Annotated in this window: 2 protein-coding genes; both read right to left on the bottom strand. The window is 67.5% G+C overall.

All coding sequences use genetic code 11. From position 1 onward, the window contains the following. A partial coding sequence (locus tag AAE045_RS24335) for a hypothetical protein (RefSeq protein ID WP_455549859.1) occupies positions 1–203 on the bottom strand: 203 nt, incomplete at its 3' end. Next, on the bottom strand, positions 200–520 hold a 321-nt coding region (locus tag AAE045_RS24330; RefSeq protein ID WP_455549858.1), incomplete at its 5' end, for a tetratricopeptide repeat protein. The genes AAE045_RS24330 and AAE045_RS24335, both read right to left, overlap by 4 nt.

Here is a 520-nt window from a genome sequence, read left to right as displayed (position 1 = left end):
ATCGCCACCCGGCCCTGGAACGACCAGGCCGGCGAGGCGCGCACGGCGGCGACGCGCTCGGCCTCGGCCTGCTGCGCAGCGGGCGAAACAGCGGTGACCACGGTCGGGGCGGAGGGCGCCTTGCGCTCATCCAGGGATACACAGGCGGAGAGCGACAACGCCACGGCCGCGGCAAACGCGGCCTTCAGGGAGAGCAGATTCATACGCCGTATTTCTCGATCACGCGCTGCAGGGCGCGGTTGTCCGGGTCCAGCTTGCGCGCCTCTTCAAAGAAATGGCGCGCCTCGTCCTTCTTGTTCAACACCCACAGCACCTCGCCCACATGCGCGGCGATCTCCGCATCCTTGGCCAGCGTCCAGGCGCGGCGCAGCTGCACCAGTGCTTCTTCGTTGCGGCCCAGGCGATACAGCACCCAGCCGTAACTGTCGACGATGGCGGCGTTGTCCGGCTCGGCCACGCGCGCACGGTCGATCAGTTCCAAGGCTTCCTGATAACGCTGCGTGCGGTCGGCCAAGGTATA

Source organism: Dryocola clanedunensis, from assembly GCF_038405435.1.
Lineage (GTDB): Bacteria > Pseudomonadota > Gammaproteobacteria > Enterobacterales > Enterobacteriaceae > Dryocola > Dryocola clanedunensis_A.
Note: the sequence above shows the minus strand (reverse complement) of the source record. Positions and strands in the feature narration are given on the sequence as shown.